At 30.1% G+C, this 18533-nt stretch carries 17 protein-coding genes; 16 read left to right on the top strand and 1 reads right to left on the bottom strand.

Annotation, left to right across the window (positions count from 1 at the left end; genetic code table 11):
- Nucleotides 1–49: 49 nt before the first annotated feature.
- Complete coding sequence (locus N456_RS06305; RefSeq protein ID WP_062055063.1) at nt 50–241, bottom strand: Sec-independent protein translocase subunit TatA/TatB; 192 nt, start codon at nt 239–241, stop codon at nt 50–52.
- A gap of 435 nt (nt 242–676) precedes the next feature.
- Here N456_RS06305 and N456_RS06300 point away from each other — a divergent pair, with 435 nt between their 5' ends.
- The 16 genes from N456_RS06300 (at nt 677) to N456_RS06225 (ending at nt 18528) form a co-directional block, all read left to right on the top strand.
- Nucleotides 677–1549 (top strand): M23 family metallopeptidase, encoded by an 873-nt coding sequence (locus tag N456_RS06300; RefSeq protein WP_062055061.1) that lies wholly within the window; start codon nt 677–679, stop codon nt 1547–1549.
- Nucleotides 1550–1555: 6 nt separating this feature from the next.
- Nucleotides 1556–3055: a GH3 auxin-responsive promoter family protein gene (locus N456_RS06295; protein ID WP_062055059.1), complete on the top strand. Its 1500-nt coding sequence runs from the start codon at nt 1556–1558 to the stop codon at nt 3053–3055.
- A 23-nt stretch (nt 3056–3078) separates the two neighbouring features.
- Nucleotides 3079–4776, top strand: coding sequence for a DUF6909 family protein (locus tag N456_RS06290; RefSeq protein WP_062055057.1), 1698 nt, complete (start codon nt 3079–3081; stop codon nt 4774–4776).
- Nucleotides 4777–4780: 4 nt separating this feature from the next.
- Nucleotides 4781–5764, top strand: coding sequence for a hypothetical protein (locus N456_RS06285; RefSeq protein WP_148639213.1), 984 nt, complete (start codon nt 4781–4783; stop codon nt 5762–5764).
- 37 nt (nt 5765–5801) lie between these two features.
- Nucleotides 5802–6776 (top strand): type I phosphomannose isomerase catalytic subunit, encoded by a 975-nt coding sequence (locus N456_RS06280; protein ID WP_062055053.1) that lies wholly within the window; start codon nt 5802–5804, stop codon nt 6774–6776.
- Between the two features lie 7 nt (nt 6777–6783).
- Complete coding sequence (rfbB, locus tag N456_RS06275; RefSeq protein WP_062055052.1) at nt 6784–7815, top strand: dTDP-glucose 4,6-dehydratase; 1032 nt, start codon at nt 6784–6786, stop codon at nt 7813–7815.
- 159 nt (nt 7816–7974) lie between these two features.
- Nucleotides 7975–8832, top strand: a complete 858-nt coding sequence (gene rfbA, locus N456_RS06270; RefSeq protein WP_062055050.1) for a glucose-1-phosphate thymidylyltransferase RfbA — start codon at nt 7975–7977, stop codon at nt 8830–8832.
- Between the two features lies 1 nt (nt 8833).
- The gene (rfbC, locus tag N456_RS06265) at nt 8834–9388 is read left to right on the top strand and encodes a dTDP-4-dehydrorhamnose 3,5-epimerase (RefSeq protein ID WP_062055048.1); all 555 of its coding nucleotides are present in this window, start codon (nt 8834–8836) and stop codon (nt 9386–9388) included.
- Between the two features lie 4 nt (nt 9389–9392).
- On the top strand, nt 9393–10262 hold the full coding sequence (rfbD, locus tag N456_RS06260) for a dTDP-4-dehydrorhamnose reductase (RefSeq protein WP_062055116.1): 870 nt from the start codon (nt 9393–9395) through the stop codon (nt 10260–10262).
- Nucleotides 10259–11281, top strand: coding sequence for a mannose-1-phosphate guanylyltransferase (locus tag N456_RS06255; protein ID WP_062055046.1), 1023 nt, complete (start codon nt 10259–10261; stop codon nt 11279–11281). The genes rfbD and N456_RS06255 overlap by 4 nt, the downstream gene beginning before the upstream one ends.
- 1 nt (nt 11282) lies before the next feature.
- The gene (gene gmd, locus N456_RS06250; RefSeq protein ID WP_062055044.1) at nt 11283–12395 is read left to right on the top strand and encodes a GDP-mannose 4,6-dehydratase; all 1113 of its coding nucleotides are present in this window, start codon (nt 11283–11285) and stop codon (nt 12393–12395) included.
- A 3-nt stretch (nt 12396–12398) separates the two neighbouring features.
- Complete coding sequence (locus N456_RS06245; protein ID WP_062055042.1) at nt 12399–13445, top strand: GDP-L-fucose synthase family protein; 1047 nt, start codon at nt 12399–12401, stop codon at nt 13443–13445.
- 55 nt (nt 13446–13500) lie between these two features.
- Entirely contained in the window at nt 13501–14937 is a 1437-nt protein-coding gene (locus N456_RS06240; RefSeq protein WP_062055040.1) for a UDP-glucose 6-dehydrogenase, read from the top strand.
- Between the two features lie 6 nt (nt 14938–14943).
- On the top strand, nt 14944–15888 hold the full coding sequence (locus tag N456_RS06235; RefSeq protein WP_062055038.1) for a UDP-glucuronic acid decarboxylase family protein: 945 nt from the start codon (nt 14944–14946) through the stop codon (nt 15886–15888).
- A gap of 68 nt (nt 15889–15956) precedes the next feature.
- Nucleotides 15957–17258 (top strand): flippase, encoded by a 1302-nt coding sequence (locus N456_RS06230; RefSeq protein ID WP_062055036.1) that lies wholly within the window; start codon nt 15957–15959, stop codon nt 17256–17258.
- A gap of 10 nt (nt 17259–17268) precedes the next feature.
- Entirely contained in the window at nt 17269–18528 is a 1260-nt protein-coding gene (locus N456_RS06225) for a glycosyltransferase (protein ID WP_062055034.1), read from the top strand.
- Nucleotides 18529–18533 lie beyond the last annotated feature (5 nt).

The following is an 18533-nucleotide window of genomic DNA, read 5'->3' as shown; positions in this document are numbered from 1 at the left end:
ATTCATATGAATTGGGTTCTTCTGTTATAAAATTATGTAAATATAAAAATTATTTTTTCTCATCAATTTTAGGATCCTCTTCCTCTTCTTTTGTAGCATCCTTAAATTCTTTTATACCACTACCAAGCCCTCTCATTAATTCAGGGATTTTCTTTCCTCCAAATAAAAGTAATAAAGCTCCTACAATTAAAGCAATTTGCCATGGGCCAATCATTCCTAAAAATATACTAGATAATATCATGATCTTAACTATTAGAGTACAAAGTTAGTAAGAAATGATTAAACCTACACAATTAAAGTAACCTTTAACGATATAAGATGGTGATTATATTTCTGAATCTAAGGTTATACCGCTTAAATTTCTGATGGGATTGCTCCCAATGTCATTAAGTTAAGGTTTAAATGTTTGATATAAATGCTGTTGTCTAATATATACAACAAATGTTATTTTTTTACACAAAGAAATTTAAGCTAAACATTTGTTTTTTAATATTTTAAATAAGGAAGTAGAAAAAACAACTAATTTCTTATCAACTAAAGCTTTATTTATTCCTTTTTGTGAAGACTATAATCTTTGATTGCAAAATCCCCCATTGAGGGATTCATATTAGTAGATTATGTATATTTGCGATTAATGATACCGATGTGATAGCATTCTCTATAGAAGGTGTGATCTATGGCAAAAAAGAATAAAGAACAAAAGAAAATTACTAAAAAGCTACTTAATAAGTATCGCTTAGTTATCCTTAATGAAGATACTTTTGAGGAGCGGATATCATTTAAGTTAAATAGGCTAAATGTTTTTGTAATGCTTACTATTACTTCAATAGTTTTGATTGCAGGAACTACTTTTTTAATTGCCTTTACTCCATTAAGAGAATATATACCTGGGTATTCTTCTACTTCATTAAATCTTAGAGCAACAAAACTAGCTGCAACCACTGATTCTTTAGAATCAGTAATAAGAGTTAATAAAGAATACTATAAGTCAATCAAAAAAGTACTTACGGGAGATGTAAAAACAGTAGAGTTTGATATTGATTCTGCAATACAATCCCAAAAATTACATCCAGAAGAAGTTAATCTAAAACCTTCGGAGCAAGATATAAAACTTAGAGAAGAAGTATCAAAAGAAGATAAGTACAGTTTATTTGAAAGTGAAAAATCAAATTCTGATTTTTCATTGTTTCCACCAGTAAAAGGTAATATTACTTCTACTTATAATGTAAATGAAAAACATTATGGAATAGATGTAGCTGTTCCTAAAGACACACCAGTAAAAGCAGCTTCCGCAGGGACTGTAATTTTTGCTGAATGGACCGCAGAAACGGGTCATGTAATTATACTTAAACACAGTAATAATTTACTTACTATATATAAGCATAATGCCTCTTTAACCAAACAACAAGGAGAGCAGGTTAAAGCAGGAGAAGTAATTGCTACAGCAGGCTCTACAGGAGAATTATCTACAGGACCTCATTTACATTTTGAATTATGGAGAGATGGATATCCTACAGATCCATCAAATTTTATTGATTTTCAACAATAATTACTTATGTCTTTAAAAGCAATCGGAGCCAAAGTTTTAGCCAATCGGATTCGTAAAAAAATTGATAAATGGGCTTTAAACCCTATAAAAACTCAAGAAAAAGTTTTTAAAAATTTATTAGAAACAGCTAAAGACACTGCTTTTGGAAAAGATCATGATTTCTATGCTATTAAAACGCATTCAGATTTTGCTAAAAATGTACCCATACGAGATTATGAAGGGTTAAAATCATATGTAGATCGTGTTGTAAATGGGGAGAGTGATGTGCTATGGCCAGAAAAACCTTTGTATTTTGCTAAAACTTCAGGAACGACAAGTGGAGCAAAATATATTCCATTAACCAAAGATTCGATGCCAACCCATATTAGAGCAGCACGTAATGCTATTTTATGCTATATACAAGAAACAGGGAAAACTGATTTTGTAGACGGTAAGATGATTTTTTTACAAGGAAGCCCAGAAATGGAGCAGAAGAACGGTATCTTTTTAGGAAGACTATCAGGAATTGTAGCGCACTATGTTCCTAAGTATCTTCAAAAAAATAGAATGCCTAGTTGGGAAACAAATTGTATTGAAGATTGGGAACAAAAAGTAGACGCGATTGTAGAAGAAACTATAGATCAGAATATGACTGTGATTAGTGGTATTCCACCATGGGTGCAGATGTATTTTGAGAAATTACAACAAAAAGCTAACAAAAGAATAGGAGAGCTTTTTAAAGGATTTGAACTATTTATATACGGGGGAGTAAATTATGAACCGTATAAAGCTACATTCGAGAAATTAATAGGAAGAAAAGTAGCAGGTATCGAATTATACCCAGCATCAGAGGGTTTTTTTGCATTTCAAGACAAACAAAATGAAAAAGGAATGCTATTACAATTAGACTCAGGTATGTTTTATGAATTTGTGAAAGCAGATGAGTTTTTTGAAGGAAATCCAAAAAGATTAACTATTGGTGAAGTTGAGAAAAATGTTAATTATGTCATGCTGATTTCTACCAATGCAGGATTATGGGCATATAACGTAGGGGATACAGTTGTATTTACAAGCATTTCTCCATACAGAGTAGTTGTTTCTGGTAGAATAAAACACTTTATTTCGGCATTTGGAGAACATGTGATAGGAAAGGAAGTTGATCAAGCACTTAAAGATGGAGCAGAAGCAACAGGTATATTAATTAATGATTTTACTGTAGCACCACAAGTTACTCCAGATACTGATGAATTACCTTATCATGAGTGGTTTATAGAATTTGTTGAAACCCCAGAAGATATAAATACATTGGCTCAGGAGATAGAAAATTCTCTAAGGAAACAAAACTCATATTATAATGACTTAATCGAAGGAAAAATATTAAGACCATTAAAAATTACTGTTGTTCCTAGAGATGGGTTTAAAAATTATATGAAATCCATTGGTAAGTTAGGAGGACAAAATAAACTACCAAGACTTTCTAATGACAGAAATATTGTAGATGCGCTCGTTACAATGATAGACAAATAAACTATATTTGTTACGAAAAATTTATGGCAAATAATTTAATATTACAAGGTAGAACCAGAGCTCAGGAAAGTTCCAACGCAATAGAACGTATGTATATTACCATGCGTCACCTTTTTAATAGAGGTTTCTATAAGCCCATGGGAGTTTCTGGAGATACTCTTAGAGAAGCTTTGTTAACACTTCGTCCAGAGATTTACGGATCTGTTGCCGAAGAAAAAGTAGAGCTTAATGGGTTGCTGTACGTTATAGACCGATTACCATTTGGTATAGAAGAATGCCGTTATATCAACCTTACTAGTGATGAAGGATATAAAAACTCTCATTTTGTAGCGATAGTGCCCCCTAAGAGACGTAGAAACTGCTATCGAATAGATGAAGAGCAGATGAATATTGAAATTACTAGAGGGCGGTCAGAAATATATGATATTCTTACACATCTTACATTTTTATTCATAGAATCACATAAGATTATGAATCGGGTGGTGATTAATGATCAAGGTAATGTAATTCGTGATTGGCAGAAACTAGAAAAAGCAGTATTGTCGAAAAAAGAGTTGACCCAAGCAGAAAGAGAAGTTGCTTTAACACATACTGCTAATATTTTAGGGAGAACTTTTGAAGAAGTATCTTCTGTATACAGTAATTTTTCTTGCCCAGAAAACAAAGAACGCTTTTTAGATATTATTTATTGGTTAGGTAAGCTAGCGATAGAAGAATCTATTGAAGATCAGAAAAGAACAGTGACTTTTAGCCCAGTTTTAAGAGAACGACTAGGACATCATATTCATGGAGAAATTTGGGCAAATACAATAAAAAAGAAGCTAGAAGAGCTAAACTTGCTTGATCGCCCAATTCATATCATTAGCGCTAATATGCATAGTGTTATGAATGCACTATATGTTCCTACAGCTTTAAAAACCGAACTAAAGAATAAAACACTTTTTGATATTTACGAATCCTTAAGCGATAATAAAAATGATCGTTTAAGAGCAAAAGTAAGAAAAGTAGCTTTGCAACAAGGAATGACCTATATAGAAGATCAGAGTGGAGCTAATATTAATGTTCAGATATTTGATATAGCAAAGTATAATGAAGAAACATATAAAGACCTAGTTGTAGATCTTGAAGATAATGATAAACCTGTAATTGTTGTAATGGATTATGCGTTTGGAGAACAAGCATATGAAACGATGGATGAACTCTTAAAGCCGTATATGACTCTTCAAGGAGTAAAAACGCACCTAGATGTAAAATCTATCTCTATTATGGGTAAAGCAGGTATTTTAGAAGGAGGAAAAGGAGATATTATGATACCATCTGCTCATGTTTTTGAAGGCACAGCGGATAATTACCCATTTAAAAATCAACTAAAAAAGAAAGAGTTAGAAGGTCACGGAATTGATATCTATGATGGAGCTATGATTACTGTCTTGGGAACATCGCTACAGAATAGAGATATCCTAAAGTTTTTTCATGACTCTACTTGGAATGTAATTGGATTAGAAATGGAAGGAGCACATTATCAAAAGGCAATACAATCAGCCTCAAAACTTAGAAGTAGTATAAGTTCTAAAGTTAAAGTGAGATACGCATATTATGCTTCTGATAACCCATTAGAAACAGGAAGTACTCTAGCATCAGGAGGATTAGGAACTACAGGAGTAAAACCAACGTATTTAATTACGGAGAAAATAATTGAGCAAATATTTAAAGAAAGATAATATAATGAGTAATACAGATCATAATGATGAAATAGATTTATTACAAATTTTTAAAATGATTAAAAATGGTTTTAAAAGTTTTCTAAAATTAATCATTTCTATAATTTCATTTTATAAGAAAAAAGCAATTTTATTTCTAGTTTTACTAGTTGTAGGAGTTGTAGTAGGATATTTTATAGATCAAAATCAAGATTCAAAAAATGAGTACATACAAGAAGTTATAATCGAACCTAAGCATGATTCTGTAGAGCATATATATGGTTTTATAGGTGGATTACAGGATAATTTTAAAGATAGTATATATGTAAAAAATCTCGGTTTAGAAGTAGCGTTAGTAGAAAATATAGAAAAAATTCTAATAGAACCTATTATTCAACCTGAAGAGGTATTGAGTGCATTACAAGAAAAATACGGAGGAAAAGAATCTTTTATAGAAAGTTATGATGAAAAATTATTAAGAGGAGAGAAATATAGGAATTTTTATCAACGACATAAATTGACAGTATCTTTTAAAAATAAAAACACGAATAATTATAAGATTATAAAAACCATCTTAGATTATGTTAAATCGAATGATTATTTTGAAGAGTTGATTACTTTAGAATTGAAACAAACTAAATCTAGTTTAGATCAAAATAAAAAATCATTACAGTTTATTAATCAATATCTAACGAGTTTAAGTAATAACCCTAATAAAAGTGATGGTAAATTGATTTTTGCAACCGAATCAGAAACACCAACTATCTCATCATTGTTAAAAAGAAAAGAAACCCTAATAGCTAAGATTAATAGTGAAGAAAAGTTACTAGCATTAGATAAGGAATTGTTTTCTATTATAGATTATGGAGATGTTGTCTCTAAACGTAAAATGTTATTAGGAAGAACCTTTTTAATTATTCCATTGGTTTTGTTTAGTATCGTTTCGTTATTTTACTTTTTTAAATACTTATCTAGATCTGTACATAATTTTGTAAAAGAAGAAGAGTAATTTAATCCTTATAAAACTATACTAAAGAGCTAAGCATATGTTATTATATCCATTAAAATTTCAGCCTATTTTAAAAGAAAAAATATGGGGGGGGAATAAATTAAAAACTATTCTTAATAAGTCTGCAATAGGAGATAATACTGGTGAAAGTTGGGAAATATCAACAGTAGGAAAAGATATTTCTACAGTTTCTAACGGTGAACTCGTAGGACAAAAATTAGACGAGCTTATTAAAGAATATAAAGGAACATTATTAGGTGAAAAGGTGTATCAAGAATTTGGTAATCAATTCCCATTACTAATTAAGTTTATTGATGCCAAAGAAGATTTATCAGTTCAACTACATCCAAATGATGAATTAGCAAAAAAACGACATAATTCTTTTGGTAAAACCGAAATGTGGTATGTAGTACAGGCCGATGAAGATGCGGAGTTAATTGTTGGATTTAAAAACGATACTACAAAAGAAGAGTATGAAACTTTTTTAGAAAAAGGAAAAATAACAGAATTACTCAATTTCGAAAACATTTCAAAAGGAGATAGCTATTTTATAAAAGCAGGTAGAATACACGCAATTGGAGGAGGGGCATTAATTGCAGAAATCCAGCAAACATCAGATATAACTTATAGGGTATATGATTGGGATAGAAAAGATAGTAATGGTATTGGAAGAGAACTACATACCGATCTTGCTTTAGATGCTTTGGACTATAATGCAGATCCCTCTTTTAAATTAGAATATGATCAAGATAAAAATAAGGTAAATAACCTTATTCAAGGAACCTATTTTACGACTAGTGCGATTGAAGTTGATGGTAATTTCGAAAGAGATTATAGTGATATAGATTCATTTATAATATTAATGTGTGTTGAAGGGAATGGTAAAATAAGTACAGAGAGCTATTCTGAGACTATTTCATATGGAGAAACGATTTTGATTCCAGCAACAATTGAGAATTTATCAATAGAAAGTAATGATCCAGAAATGAAATTATTAGAAGTTTTTATTTAGAGTAATAATGAAAAGGAATGTTTTGATAACGGGAGGAGCAGGATTTATTGGATCAAATTTTGTGAATTTTATTTCTAAAGACTCTGAATTAAAAATCATTAACCTTGATAAACTTACTTATGCAGCAGATCTTACTAATATTAAAATCAAGAATAAAAAAAACTATACTTTTATAAAAGGAGATATTTGTGATAAAGACATAGTCGAAAATATTTTTACACAGTATCAGATTGATACCATCGTACATTTTGCTGCAGAATCTCATGTTGATAATTCAATTATAGACCCCAAAGCTTTTATAGATACTAATATTGTAGGTACTTTTAACTTACTTCAAGCAGCATATAAAACATGGATGAAAGCTCCAAATCAGTTGAATCCGGAATTTGAGCATGCTCGATTTGTGCATATTTCTACTGATGAGGTATATGGAACACTAGGAGAAATGGGGCTTTTTACAGAAGATACTCCTTATGCTCCAAATAGCCCTTATAGTGCTTCTAAGGCATCTTCTGATATGCTAGTTAGAAGTTACTTTCATACCTATGGACTCCCTGTTCTAACAACTAACTGCTCAAATAATTATGGTCCTAGACAACATGAAGAAAAGTTAATCCCAACTATTATTAGAAAAGCAATTAATGAAGAGGATATTCCTATCTATGGCGATGGCAAAAATATAAGAGATTGGTTATATGTTTTAGATCATTGTAAAGGGATAGATTTGATATTGAAAACAGGGAATATTGGGGAAACTTATAATATTGGAGGTAAAAATGAAAGAGAAAATATATATATTGCTACTACCATTTGCGAAATTTTGGATACTATAATTCCAAGAAGTAATGCTAAATCATATAAAGACCTTATTACTTATGTCACAGACAGACCTGGTCATGATTTTAGATATGCGATTGATGCTTCAAAAATTGAAAATGAATTAAAATGGAGCGCAGAAGAAAATTTTGAAACAGGGATTGTAAAAACAATTAAATGGTATTTGAATAAGTATATTGATAAGAATTCCAAAGGAAGATAATAAATGTCGTCCAAGTTTAATATTAGATTACCAAAATTAGGTATTCTAGACTTATACTATTTAGACTTTTAATTTCGGTTAAACAGAAATTAGTGTTTTTTATAAAAAAGCAATAAGCCTCTGACTTCGGATACCCGACTTCAGACTAATAAAAAAGAGATGAAAGGAATACTATTAGCAGGAGGTTCAGGTACTCGTCTACATCCGCTTACATTAGCGGTTAGCAAGCAGTTGATGCCGATTTATGACAAACCGATGATTTACTATCCTCTCTCGACCTTAATTTCTGCTGGGATTAATGAGGTTTTAATTATATCTACACCGCAAGATTTACCACTATTTAAAAAACTTTTAGGGTCTGGTAGCGATTATGGCTGTCGATTTGAATATGAAACTCAAGAACATCCAAATGGATTAGCAGAAGCTTTTATTATTGGAGAAAAATTTATTGGAAATGATAAGGTAGCTTTAATATTAGGGGATAATATATTTTATGGATCTGGATTAGAGACACTTTTAGAAAATAATATAGATCCCGATGGAGGGATTATATATGCATATCATGTTCAAGATCCAGAAAGATATGGAGTCGTTGACTTTGATAAGAATCGGCAAGTAACTTCTATTGAAGAAAAGCCTAAACAACCAAAATCTAATTATGCAGTCCCAGGAATTTACTTTTATGATAATGAAGTTGTAGAAATAGCCAAATCTATTCAACCAAGCGCAAGAGGAGAGCTAGAGATTACAGATGTAAACAATACATATTTACAACAAGGAAGATTAAAAGTAAGTATTTTGGATAAAGGTACAGCATGGTTAGATACAGGAACATTTAATTCTCTTATGCAAGCAAGTCAGTTTGTTCAGGTTATAGAAGAAAGACAGGGGCTTAAAATTGGAGCAATAGAAGAAGTAGCATACAAAAAAGGTTTTATTAGTAAAAAACAGCTTCAAAAGCTGGCAAAGCCTTTGCTAAAGAGTGGCTATGGTAACTATTTATTAGAATTAGAATAAAATGGAAATTCAATCTACATTTATCGAAGGGTGTTTTATAATTAAGCCTAAAATCTTCAATGATGATAGAGGTTCTTTTTTTGAAACTTTTAATAAAGAACAATTCGAAAAAGCTTCAGGAGTAAAAGTTAATTTTGTTCAAGATAATCAATCAATTTCTAAAAAAGGAGCTCTTAGAGGATTACACTTTCAAACAGGAATTTATGCACAGGCAAAATTAGTTCGAGTAATTAAAGGTGAAGTATTGGATGTAGCTGTAGACCTAAGACCAAATTCTAAAACCTACCTTAAACACTATTCTATAGTATTAAATGATCAAAATAACTTTCAGTTATTTATACCTAGAGGATTTGCCCACGGATTTGTAACCCTAAGTGAGAGTACAATTTTTGGGTATAAATGTGATAATTATTATCATCAACCCTCAGAATCAGGTATTATATATAATGACCCAGAACTAGCTATTGATTGGGAGATAGATTTTTCAGAAATTCAACTATCTGACAAAGATAGAGAACTTCCTCCTTTTAAAGATTTGGATATACAACATGTTTGATAAAATGAAAATTCTTGTTACTGGTTCGTCAGGGCAATTGGGACAATGTATTCAAAAGATTCAAAGGAATTATGGAGCATTAGATTTCTATTTTACAAATTCTGAAGAATTAAATATCACCAAAAAAGAGCAAATCCAAAATTTATTTTCGAATAAACATTTTGATTTTGTAATTAATTGTGCGGCATATACCAATGTAGAACAAGCCGAAAAAGAACCCAAAAAAGCATTTTGGATTAATGCAGAAGGGGTTAAAAATCTTTCCGAAGTATGTCATAAAGAAAATAGTATATTGATTCATATATCAACAGATTATGTTTTTGATGGAGAAAAAGATACACCATATACTGAGGAAGATATACCGAATCCGATAAATGAGTACGGTAAATCAAAATTAGCAGGAGAACAATACATTCAACAAATACTTGAGAAGTATTTTATTATTAGAACTTCTTGGTTATATTCTGAATATGGTCACAATTTTTTTAAAACAATCTTAAAGAAATCTGAAACAGAAAAAGAACTAATGATTACGACTTCAGAAATAGGAACCCCAACCAATGCTAATGACCTTGCTAGATTTATCGTAGATTTGATTGTTAATAACTGTGAAGAGTATGGTATTTACCATTTTAGTAATCTCGGAGAAGCTACTTGGTATGATTTTGCTGAAGAAATTTTAAGATTATCAGGTAAACTTGAGAATATAATACTTAAAAAAACCGATAATTACCTTACTTTTGCACAAAGACCAAAATATAGTGTTTTAAGTAGACAAAAAGCTAACAAAATTTTTAACTCAAATATCCCAGATTGGAAAGAGTCTATTAAGAAGCTAATTCGCTTTGAAAAAAGTAATGTAAAGATTAAATGAGCAAAATAGTTAATGTGATATTAAGTGGTGGATCGGGTACGAGATTATGGCCATTATCAAGACAGTCTAGACCAAAACAGTTTTTGAAAATTTTTGAGAATCAATCACTTTTTCAACACACAATTAATAGAAATAGGGATTTTGTAGATGACTTTATGTTGCTTACCAATACGGATCATGAAAAACAAGCAGAAAATCAGTTAAAAGAATTAAAAACTTCAATAAAATATAAAGTTATAGAACCTATAGGTAGAAATACTGCACCTGCTATAGCGCTGGCTGCCTTAAGTGTTGACAAAGATGATATTTTGTTTATTACTCCTTCAGATCATATGATAAACAATATAGAAGAGTATAAAAAATGTCTTGATCGTGCAGTAACATTAGCTAATAAAGATTTTTTAGTCACCTTTGGAATACAGCCTGAATATCCTGAAACTGGTTATGGGTATATTGAAGCCAATGGAGAAGATGTTATTAGTTTTAGAGAAAAACCAGATTACAAGACAGCTCTTTCATTTATAGAAAAAGAAAATTTTTATTGGAATAGTGGTATGTTTTGTTTCAAGGCAAGTATTTTTCTTTCGGAATTAAAAAAATATAGAAAAGATATTTATGAAGCTTCTAAAAAAGCATTTGATTCTAATATTGATGGTAATATAAATTATGAAGATATGATTACTATTCCAGAGGAAAGTATAGATTATGCCGTTTTTGAAAGAAGTGACTTGATTAAAACGGTTATTTCAGAATTTAAATGGACAGATTTAGGCTCTTTTGATTCATTGATTAAATACTACAATCAAAAAAATCAAATTGAAGGAGTAAAACCAATAGAAGGTATTGAAAATACTAATGCTTTTTCTGTTGGATCTCAAGAAGTATATGGTATAGGAGTTGAAAATTTAATAATTGTTAATACTGAAGATTGTATTTTGTTATTACCAAATAATAACAGGAATAGAGTAAAAGAAATATACACACAAGTTAAGAAAACAAATAAAACGCTGATTGAATAAAATGAAAAAGGCATTTATAACAGGAGTTACTGGGCAGGATGGAGCTTATTTAAGTGAGTTTCTGTTAAAGAAAGGATATGAAGTACATGGCATGAAAAGAAGGTCTTCTCTTTTTAATACAGATAGAATTGATCATTTATATCAAGACCCACATGTAGAAAATAGAAATTTTCATTTACATTATGGTGATATGACAGATAGTACTAATCTGATCCGTTTAATTCAAGAGATCCAACCCGATGAAATATATAATTTGGCTGCTATGAGTCATGTACATGTTTCGTTTCAAACCCCTGAATATACTGCAAATGCAGATGCGACTGGTACCTTAAGGTTGTTAGAGGCAATTAGGATTTTGGGGCTTGAAAAGAAAACAAGAATTTATCAAGCTTCCACATCAGAGTTATATGGTAAAGTTCAGGAAGTACCTCAATCCGAAACTACACCTTTTTACCCTAGAAGTCCTTATGCAGTTGCTAAAATGTATGCATATTGGATAACTGTCAATTATAGAGAGGCTTATGACATGTATGCTTGTAATGGGATTCTTTTTAATCATGAATCTCCAATAAGAGGTGAAACTTTCGTTACTCGAAAAATTACTAGAGCAGCATCAAGAATAGCATTAGGTTTGCAAGATAAATTTTATTTGGGTAATCTAGATGCACAAAGAGATTGGGGACATGCTAAAGATTATGTTAGAATGATGTGGATGATTCTTCAAGCAGAAAAACCTGAAGATTGGGTAATAGCAACTGGAAAAACGACTACAGTTAGGGATTTTGTGAAAATGAGTTTTGCAGAAGCTGGAATAGAATTAGAATTTAAGGGAGAAGGAATAAATGAAAAAGCTTATATTTCTAAATGTAGTAATTCTAAATATCAGTTAGAAATTGGAAAAGAAGTTTTGAGTGTTGATCCAAAATATTTTAGACCAACTGAGGTAGATTTGCTGATAGGAAACCCAACAAAAGCTAAAGAAAAACTTGGGTGGACATTGAAGTATGATTTACAAGATCTGATAAAGGATATGATGAAAAGTGATTTGAAATTGATGGAAAAAGATCAGTTTCTTCAAAAAGGAGGATATACAACTCTCAATTATTTTGAATAAGAAATGCAGAAAGATTCAAAAATTTATATTGCAGGTCATAGAGGATTAGTGGGAAGTGCAATTCTTAAGAATTTGCTTGAAAAAGGGTATTCTAATTTCATTACTAGAACTCATCAAGAACTAGATCTTACCGATAAAAATGCAGTTACAGACTTTTTTAAAGAACAAAAGCCTGAATATGTGTTTTTAGCAGCAGCTAAAGTAGGAGGGATTATTGCTAACAATACATATAGAGCTGATTTTATTTATGATAATTTAATGATTCAAAATAATGTAATTCATCAAAGTTACATTCACGGAGTTAAAAAACTACTTTTTTTAGGAAGCACTTGTATTTATCCTAAGAATTGTCCTCAACCAATGAAAGAAGAGTATTTATTAACAAATACTTTAGAATATACTAATGAGCCCTATGCTATTGCAAAAATTGCGGGAATAAAAATGTGTGAAAGCTATAATCTGCAGTATGGTACTAACTTTATTTCTGTTATGCCAACAAATTTGTATGGACCAAATGATAATTTTGATTTAGAGAAATCACATGTTTTACCTGCATTAATTAGAAAAATGCATTTAGCAAAATTATTAAAAGAATCTAAGTATGATGAAATCATAAGAGATTTGAGCATGAATAGTATTGATGAGGCAAAAAAATATTTAGAAAAATTTGGAGTATCAAAAAACAATGTAGAAATATGGGGGAGTGGAAAACCAATGAGAGAATTTTTATGGAGCGAAGACATGGCAGATGCTTGTGTTTTTATTATGGAAAATAGAGATTTTAAAGATACTTATACTGAAAATATTAAAGAAATTAAAAATACTCATATAAACATAGGAACTGGCACGGATATTTCTATAAAAAATCTTGCAATTTTGGTTAAAGATATTGTAGGGTTTGACGGAGATTTGGTTTTTAATGAAAATAAACCAGACGGAACGATGAAAAAATTAACAGATGTTTCAAAATTGAATAATTTGGGATGGAAACATTCTGTTAATTTGGAAGAAGGAGTAAAAAATATATATACATGGTTTTGTAATAATTAGTTTAAATAGAGCTTCAACATGAAAAAATTGAAGAACAAAAAATAATTATCAATTGATGAGTTCAAAAAAAGTAACAAATATATGTTGTCTTGGTGCAGGATATGTAGGGGGTCCAACAATGGCAGTAATTGCTCAAAAATGTCCTCATATCAAGGTTAATGTAATAGATTTAAATAAAGAACGTATAGCCTTATGGAATGAAAGTGATTTAGGTAAACTACCAATATATGAGCCAGGTTTAGATGATGTTGTTTCTGAGGCTAGAGGAAGAAACCTATTCTTTTCTACAGATATAGAAAGACACATTTTAGAAGCAGACATGATATTTATTTCAGTAAACACACCTACAAAGACCTATGGAGTAGGTAGAGGAATGGCTTCCGATTTAAAATATGTTGAATTATGTGCGAGACAAATAGCAAGTATAGCTACTAGTGATAAAATTATTGTAGAAAAATCAACACTACCAGTTCGAACAGCAGAAGCAATAAAAACAATCTTAGATGCTACTGGAAAAGAAGGTGTTCGATTTCAAGTTTTATCGAATCCAGAGTTTTTAGCTGAAGGTACAGCAATAGAAGATTTACATTTTCCCGATCGAGTACTAATAGGGGGAGAAGAAGATCAAGATGGTCAAAATGCAATTCAAGCATTAGTTGAAATTTATGCGAATTGGGTTTCTAGAGAAAGAATAGTTACCACTAGAGTCTGGTCATCAGAGTTGTCAAAATTAACGGCAAATGCTTTTTTAGCACAAAGAGTATCCTCCATAAATGCTATATCAGCTTTATGTGAAAAAACTGGTGCAGATGTAAAAGAAGTAGCATATGCAATTGGTCAGGATAGTCGTATCGGGTCTAAGTTTCTTAAGGCTTCTGTTGGTTTTGGAGGTTCTTGTTTCCAAAAAGATATTTTAAATTTGGTTTATTTATGTCGTCATTTTAATCTGCCTGAAGTAGCTGATTATTGGCAACAAGTTGTAAAGATTAATGATTATCAAAAAGAACGATTTGCAAAAAATATTATTAGCACCTTATTTAATACAATTTCAGATAAAAAGATTGCATTTTTAGGATGGGCTTTTAAAAAAGATACTAATGATACGAGAGAGTCTGCCGCAATATATGTAGCAGATGAATTATTGCAAGATGGGGGCATAATACATGTATATGATCCCAAGGTGAGTGCTGATCAAATACATTCAGATTTAGAATATTTACAAAGAAATAGAATAGAAAAATCAAATGATAAATTGGCTTTTACTATTGAAGATATTAAAAAAAGAGTTTTTGTACATGACTCTCCTTATAATGCCCTTACAAATGCTCACGCTATTGCAATATTGACAGAATGGGATGAATTTAAAACCTATGATTGGATTAATATATATAACAAAATGATTAAACCAGCTTTTGTTTTTGATGGACGTGATATGGTTTCTAAAAAGGAAATGGAGAAGATAGGATTTAAGGTATACTCAATAGGAAAATAATATAGAATGAAGAAAATATTAGTTACAGGAGGAGCAGGTTTCATTGGATCTCATCTTTGTGAAAGATTATTAAAAGAAGGAAATGAAGTAATTTGTTTGGACAATTATTTTACAGGTGATAAGCAAAATATTATACATTTACTCGATAATCCATATTTTGAATTAGTACGACATGATGTAACAGAACCTTATTATGCAGAGGTTGATGAGATATATAATTTAGCATGTCCCGCATCTCCCGTTCACTATCAATATAACCCTATAAAAACGATTAAAACTTCTGTAATGGGAGCTATAAATATGCTGGGACTGGCAAAGCGTGTAAAAGCCAAAATTTTGCAAGCATCTACAAGTGAGGTATATGGGGATCCAAAGATACATCCTCAACCAGAAACTTATTGGGGACATGTAAACCCAATAGGAATTAGATCCTGTTATGATGAAGGAAAACGTTGTGCAGAAACACTTTTTATGGATTATCATAATCAGAATGATGTTAAAATTAAAATTATAAGAATTTTTAATACCTATGGTCCTAGAATGAATCCAGATGATGGTAGAGTTGTATCGAATTTTATTGTACAAGCTATAAAAGGTAAAGATATAACTATATATGGAGATGGAAAACAAACAAGAAGTTTTCAATATGCAGATGACTTAGTAGAAGGAATGATTCGAATGATGAATTCTAAAGATTCTTTTCTAGGTCCTGTAAACCTTGGAAACCCAGGGGAGTTTACAATGTTAGAATTAGCACAAAAAGTAATTGAAATCACAGATTCATCGTCTAAATTAGTTTTCTTACCATTACCAAAAGATGATCCTATGCAAAGAAAGCCAGATATTTCACTTGCTTATGATAACTTATCAGAATGGGAACCTAAGATTAATTTAGAAGAAGGACTTTTAAAAACAGTAAAATATTTTAAAAACGTTGTAAGCACTCAATAAGATGATTATTAAGATGAAATACGGTTTTGAGAAAGTTGTGAAGGCGTGAAATCAAAATTAAATTGAATATGCTTTTTCAAAAAATCAGCGAGTTAAGAAAAAATCAAGGGTTCTTGAAGTACTTCAAAAACATATCTTGGCTTTTTTTTGATAAAGGTTTAAAATTAATTTCTGCAATTGTTATAGGTAGTTTTATTGCTAGATATCTTGGTCCAACAAAATTTGGTGTTTTTAGCTATGTTCAAAGTTTTGTAGCTATTTTTATTCCAATTTCTTTATTAGGCTTAGATAGTATAGTGGTTAAAGATTTAATAGAACAGGATAGAAAAAGAGATTTAATTTTAGGATCTGCTTTTGGATTGAGAATTATTGGTTCATTTTCATTGATTACTATCTTATTAGTTATATTACAGTTTACAACGAATTCAAAATCTACTAATATATTTATATTGCTAATAGCTTTTACATCGATTTTTCAAAGTTTTAATGTAATAGATTTTTATTTCCAGAGTAAAGTTTTAAGTAAATATGTCGTTTTTTCAAACATATTTATGCTTAGTATTAGTAGTATTATTAAAGTAATTTTAATTTTTTCCAAAGCGTCATTATTAAGTTTTTTTTTAGTGGTTTTATTGGACTCTTTTCTATTAGCTATAGGGTTGATTTTTTTTTATTTTAGAAATGGTTTATCGATTATTAAATGGAAATTTAATTTCGAAATGGCTAAATATCTTTTATCAAATAGCTGGCCATTAATTCTTAGTAGTATTTTTGTAATGATGTACATGAGAATTGATCAAATTATGATTAAAGAGATATTAGGTAACGAGGCTGTAGGAAAATATGCAGCTGCTGTTAAATTGAGTGAAGCATGGTATTTTATACCCACTATTTTGGCCAATTCTTTTTTTCCAGCCATATTGAATTCGAAAAAAATAGGAGAAAAATTATATTATCAACGTTTACAAAGATTATTTAATTTAATGTTCAGAATAGCACTAATAATAGCTATCCCAGTAACTTTTTTAAGTGATTTTGCAATAGAAGTTTTATACGGAGTTGAGTATGAAGAATCGAGTAGGGTATTGAAAATTCATATATGGTCAGGTATTTTTATCTTCTTAGGAGTAGCAAGTAGTAATTGGTTTGTTGCTGAAAATTTACAAAGACTTTCTTTTTGGCGAACTTTTTTTGGCTTACTGATTAATGTTTTTGGAAATTTATTTTTGATAAAAAGATTTGGAGTTGAAGGAGCGGCTATTTCTACCCTTTTAAGTCAGATTATGGCATCCTATATTTTTGATTTCTTTCATGTTAAAACTAGAAAAATTTTTTATATGAAAACAAATTCGTTAGCCATTTTCAAATAAAATATAAACGATGGACAAAAAATTGAAAATAATTCATTTAAGTTATGCAGATAAACACGGTGGAGGAGCAGCCAGAGCTAGTTGGCGAATACATGAAAGCTTGTTAAGTATAGGAGTAGATTCTAAGATGTTAGTTTGGGATACGAGGATGAAAAACCCTAGTATTTTTAAGTTTTTTAAAGGAAAATCTGAGAAGTTGAAATTTTTCAAATTTTATCTTTTCAAATTTTTATCCCAAAAAATTATTGGTTTAATGAAAAGTAATAATACTACGTTACATTCGATAAACCGTTTTGGTTTAATAACAGCCAAAAATATTAATAAGCTTAATGGAGATATCATTCATATACATTGGATAGGTTCTGAATTCATAAAAATTGAAGAATTAAAAAAGATTAAGAAGCCCATAGTGTTCCATTTACATGATTTATGGTTGCTTCTTGGTTCAGAGCATTATCCTCTAAATAAAAATGATGAACGATATAAATTAGGGTACAGTAAAAAATCAAGGCACAAAAACCATAAAGGTATAGATGTTGACAGAAAAACATACATTCGAAAAAATAAAAACTTTAAGAATGTAAAGGTGAATATTATATCTACTACTTCATGGCTTAATTCATACGTTGAAAATAGTTCTTTATTTAATGAAATAAATTCTATTGTTATACCTTGCCCTATTGATTTAAACGTATTTAAACCTTTAGATAAAACTTTAACTAGGAAAGTCTTAAATTTGTCGCTAGAAAATAAAATTGTTTTATTTGGTGCTTTAGCAGCAACTTCTGATCAAAGAAAAGGATTTCATTTATTACTCGACTCATTAAGAAAAATAAATAACAAATTTACTAATATTGAAATCATAGTTTTTGGTAGTGATACACCAGATAATGCCCCTGATTTTGGTTTTAAAACAACTTATGTTGGTCAGATATTTGATGAGATTACTCTGGCTTTATATTATGCTACAGCTGATGTATTTATTAACCCAACTTTAATGGAAGCATTTGGTCAAACTACTTTAGAATCTATCTGTTGTGGTACACCAGTTGTCGCTTATGATTACTCTGGTACTACAGATATAATTGAACATAAGAAAAATGGATATCTGGCAAAGCCTTTTTCTACAGAAGATTTTGCGCTAGGAATTGAATTTTGCTTGAAAGAAGAATTAAAGGAGCAGTTGAGAGAAAATTGTATTAAAAAATCAAAGAATTATGAAAAATCAAAAATCGCATTACAACTTAAGAATTTTTATGAGTCAATCTAAATAGT

The organism is Aquimarina longa SW024 (genome assembly GCF_001401755.1).
GTDB lineage: Bacteria > Bacteroidota > Bacteroidia > Flavobacteriales > Flavobacteriaceae > Aquimarina > Aquimarina longa.
Note: the sequence above shows the minus strand (reverse complement) of the source record. Positions and strands in the feature narration are given on the sequence as shown.

What these genes read in the sequence shown, in the direction of transcription:
- N456_RS06305 (WP_062055063.1), bottom strand. Translation starts at nt 241, where the DNA reads ATGATATTATCTAGTATATTTTTAGGAATGATTGGCCCATGGCAAATT.
- N456_RS06300 (WP_062055061.1), top strand. Translation starts at nt 677, where the DNA reads ATGGCAAAAAAGAATAAAGAACAAAAGAAAATTACTAAAAAGCTACTT.
- N456_RS06295 (WP_062055059.1), top strand. Translation starts at nt 1,556, where the DNA reads ATGTCTTTAAAAGCAATCGGAGCCAAAGTTTTAGCCAATCGGATTCGT.
- N456_RS06290 (WP_062055057.1), top strand. Translation starts at nt 3,079, where the DNA reads ATGGCAAATAATTTAATATTACAAGGTAGAACCAGAGCTCAGGAAAGT.
- N456_RS06285 (WP_148639213.1), top strand. Translation starts at nt 4,781, where the DNA reads ATGAGTAATACAGATCATAATGATGAAATAGATTTATTACAAATTTTT.
- N456_RS06280 (WP_062055053.1), top strand. Translation starts at nt 5,802, where the DNA reads ATGTTATTATATCCATTAAAATTTCAGCCTATTTTAAAAGAAAAAATA.
- rfbB (WP_062055052.1), top strand. Translation starts at nt 6,784, where the DNA reads ATGAAAAGGAATGTTTTGATAACGGGAGGAGCAGGATTTATTGGATCA.
- rfbA (WP_062055050.1), top strand. Translation starts at nt 7,975, where the DNA reads ATGAAAGGAATACTATTAGCAGGAGGTTCAGGTACTCGTCTACATCCG.
- rfbC (WP_062055048.1), top strand. Translation starts at nt 8,834, where the DNA reads ATGGAAATTCAATCTACATTTATCGAAGGGTGTTTTATAATTAAGCCT.
- rfbD (WP_062055116.1), top strand. Translation starts at nt 9,393, where the DNA reads ATGAAAATTCTTGTTACTGGTTCGTCAGGGCAATTGGGACAATGTATT.
- N456_RS06255 (WP_062055046.1), top strand. Translation starts at nt 10,259, where the DNA reads ATGAGCAAAATAGTTAATGTGATATTAAGTGGTGGATCGGGTACGAGA.
- gmd (WP_062055044.1), top strand. Translation starts at nt 11,283, where the DNA reads ATGAAAAAGGCATTTATAACAGGAGTTACTGGGCAGGATGGAGCTTAT.
- N456_RS06245 (WP_062055042.1), top strand. Translation starts at nt 12,399, where the DNA reads ATGCAGAAAGATTCAAAAATTTATATTGCAGGTCATAGAGGATTAGTG.
- N456_RS06240 (WP_062055040.1), top strand. Translation starts at nt 13,501, where the DNA reads ATGAGTTCAAAAAAAGTAACAAATATATGTTGTCTTGGTGCAGGATAT.
- N456_RS06235 (WP_062055038.1), top strand. Translation starts at nt 14,944, where the DNA reads ATGAAGAAAATATTAGTTACAGGAGGAGCAGGTTTCATTGGATCTCAT.
- N456_RS06230 (WP_062055036.1), top strand. Translation starts at nt 15,957, where the DNA reads ATGCTTTTTCAAAAAATCAGCGAGTTAAGAAAAAATCAAGGGTTCTTG.
- N456_RS06225 (WP_062055034.1), top strand. Translation starts at nt 17,269, where the DNA reads ATGGACAAAAAATTGAAAATAATTCATTTAAGTTATGCAGATAAACAC.